The organism is Pseudomonas sp. NPDC088429 (assembly GCF_044753305.1).
Taxonomy (GTDB): Bacteria; Pseudomonadota; Gammaproteobacteria; order Pseudomonadales; family Pseudomonadaceae; genus Aquipseudomonas; species Aquipseudomonas rustica.
This window is the reverse complement of sequence record NZ_JBIVMX010000148.1, coordinates 1-2,517: the sequence shown is the minus strand read 5'-3', so window position 1 is coordinate 2,517 and position 2,517 is coordinate 1. Positions and strand designations below refer to the sequence as shown.

Here is a 2,517-nt window from a genome sequence, read left to right as displayed (position 1 = left end):
CGTCGGCAAGTGGTGTGCAGCGGGCAGCTTGCAGACGACAACGCACATGCCCGAGGGCATGTGCGACAAATCGTGCGGTACTTTACCGGAGAATTGAGTGTTACGCGGTTTCTACCGTCGGAAAACTCTTCACCAGTTCGTCCAAAGCTTTGAGCTGGGCCAGAAATGGCTCCAGTTTGTCCAGACGCAAGGCGCAAGGGCCGTCGCATTTGGCGTTGTCCGGATCCGGATGTGCTTCGAGGAACAGACCCGCCAGCGACTGGCTCATGCCCGCCTTGGCCAGATCCAGCACCTGCGCACGGCGACCGCCAGCGGAGTCGGAACGACCGCCTGGCATTTGCAGCGCGTGGGTCACGTCGAAGAAAACCGGATACTCGAACTGCTTCATGATGCCGAAGCCGAGCATGTCGACCACGAGGTTGTTGTAGCCGAAGCTCGAACCACGCTCGCAGAGGATCAGTTGGTCGTTACCCGCTTCCACGCACTTGCTCAGGATGTGTTTCATTTCCTGAGGCGCGAGGAACTGGGCTTTCTTGATATTGATCACTGCGTTGGTCTTGGCCATCGCGACGACCAGATCGGTCTGGCGCGACAGGAAGGCCGGCAGTTGAATGATGTCGCAGACCTCAGCGACGACCGCAGCCTGATCAGGCTCGTGGACGTCGGTGATGATCGGTACGCCGAAGGCTTGTTTGATGTCCTGGAAGATGCGCATGCCTTCTTCCAGGCCAGGGCCACGATACGAATGCACAGAAGACCGGTTTGCCTTGTCGAAACTGGCCTTGAACACGTAAGGGATACCGAGTTTTTCGGTGACCTTTACGTACTCTTCGCAAACCTGCATGGCCATGTCACGGCTTTCCAGCACGTTCATGCCGCCGAACAGCACCATGGGTTTGTCGTTGGCAATTTCGATGTCGCCGACGCGGATGATCTTCTGTGCCATCGGGTTACGCCTTCTTCTGGTGTTGAGCCAACGCTGCTTTGACGAAACCGCTGAACAGCGGGTGGCCATCGCGTGGTGTCGAGGTGAACTCTGGGTGGAACTGGCAAGCAACGAACCATGGGTGATCGGCCGCCTCTACCACTTCAACCAGCGCTGCGTCAGCCGAGCGACCGGAGATTTTCAGGCCGGCTTCGATCAGTTGTGGCAGCAGCTTGTTGTTCACTTCGTAACGGTGACGGTGACGCTCGACGATCACATCCTTGGCGTAGCAGTCGTGCACCTTGGAGCCGGCTTCAAGCAGGCATTCCTGAGCGCCGAGGCGCATGGTGCCGCCCAGATCGGACGCTTCGGTACGCACTTCAACGGCGCCGGTCGCGTCTTCCCATTCGGTGATCAGACCCACAACCGGGTGGCCGCTGGCGCGATCGAACTCGGTGGAGTTGGCGTCTTTCCAGCCCATCACGTTACGGGCGAACTCGATGACCGCCACTTGCATGCCGAGACAGATGCCCAAGTACGGAACCTTGTTCTCACGAGCGTACTGAACGGCGGTGATCTTGCCTTCCACGCCGCGCAGACCGAAGCCGCCCGGTACGAGGATCGCGTCGACACCTTCGAGCAGCGCGGTGCCCTGGTTTTCGATGTCTTCGGAATCGATGTAACGCAGGTTGACCTTGGTGCGGTTGCTGATGCCGGCATGACTCATCGCTTCGATCAGCGACTTGTAGGCGTCCAGCAGCTCCATGTACTTGCCGACCATGGCGATGGTCACTTCGTGTTCCGGGTTCAGCTTGGCGTCAACCACCGCTTCCCACTCGGACAGATCAGCGCTGCCGCACTGCAGACCGAAACGCTCAACGACGAAATCGTCCAGACCCTGCGAGTGCAGGATCCCCGGGATCTTGTAGATGGTATCGGCGTCTTCCAGCGCGATCACCGCACGTTCTTCAACGTTGGTGAACTGAGCGATCTTGCGACGCGACGAGATGTCGATCGGATGATCGGAACGGCACACCAGTACGTCTGGCTGCAGGCCGATCGAACGCAGTTCTTTCACCGAATGCTGGGTTGGCTTGGTTTTGGTCTCGCCGGCAGTGGCGATGTACGGCACCAAAGTCAGGTGCATCAGCATTGCGCGCTTGGCGCCGACTTCGAAACGCAGTTGGCGGATCGCTTCGAGGAACGGTTGCGACTCGATGTCACCGACGGTGCCACCGATTTCAACCATCGCCACCTCAGCGTCGCCAGCACCCTTGATGATGCGGCGCTTGATTTCGTCGGTGATGTGCGGAATCACCTGGATGGTTGCACCCAGGTAATCACCACGGCGCTCTTTGCGCAGCACGTGTTCGTAAACACGGCCAGTGGTGAAGTTGTTGTTCTGGGTCATGGTCGTGCGGATGAACCGCTCGTAGTGGACAAGATCCAGGTCGGTCTCGGCGCCGTCGTTGGTGACGAACACTTCGCCGTGCTGGAACGGGCTCATGGTGCCCGGGTCAACGTTGATGTACGGATCCAGCTTCAGCATGGTGACCTAAAGTCCCAGCGCCTCCAGGATGGCTGCCAATGAA

The 2,517-nt window shown here is 58.9% G+C and carries 1 protein-coding gene and 1 pseudogene; both read right to left on the bottom strand.

Features of this window, described 5'->3' with window-relative positions:
- Window positions 1-100: 100 nt before the first annotated feature.
- Window positions 101-946, bottom strand: a complete 846-nt coding sequence (gene kdsA, locus ACIP66_RS28500; protein ID WP_008081720.1) for a 3-deoxy-8-phosphooctulonate synthase — start codon at window positions 944-946, stop codon at window positions 101-103.
- 4 nt (window positions 947-950) lie between these two features.
- Window positions 951-2,517 (bottom strand): annotated as a pseudogene (locus tag ACIP66_RS28495) (CTP synthase); the annotation flags it as partial.

Bases quoted from the DNA above. Each gene is read 5' to 3' on its own strand.
- kdsA (WP_008081720.1), bottom strand. From the start codon at position 946: ATGGCACAGAAGATCATCCGCGTCGGCGACATCGAAATTGCCAACGAC.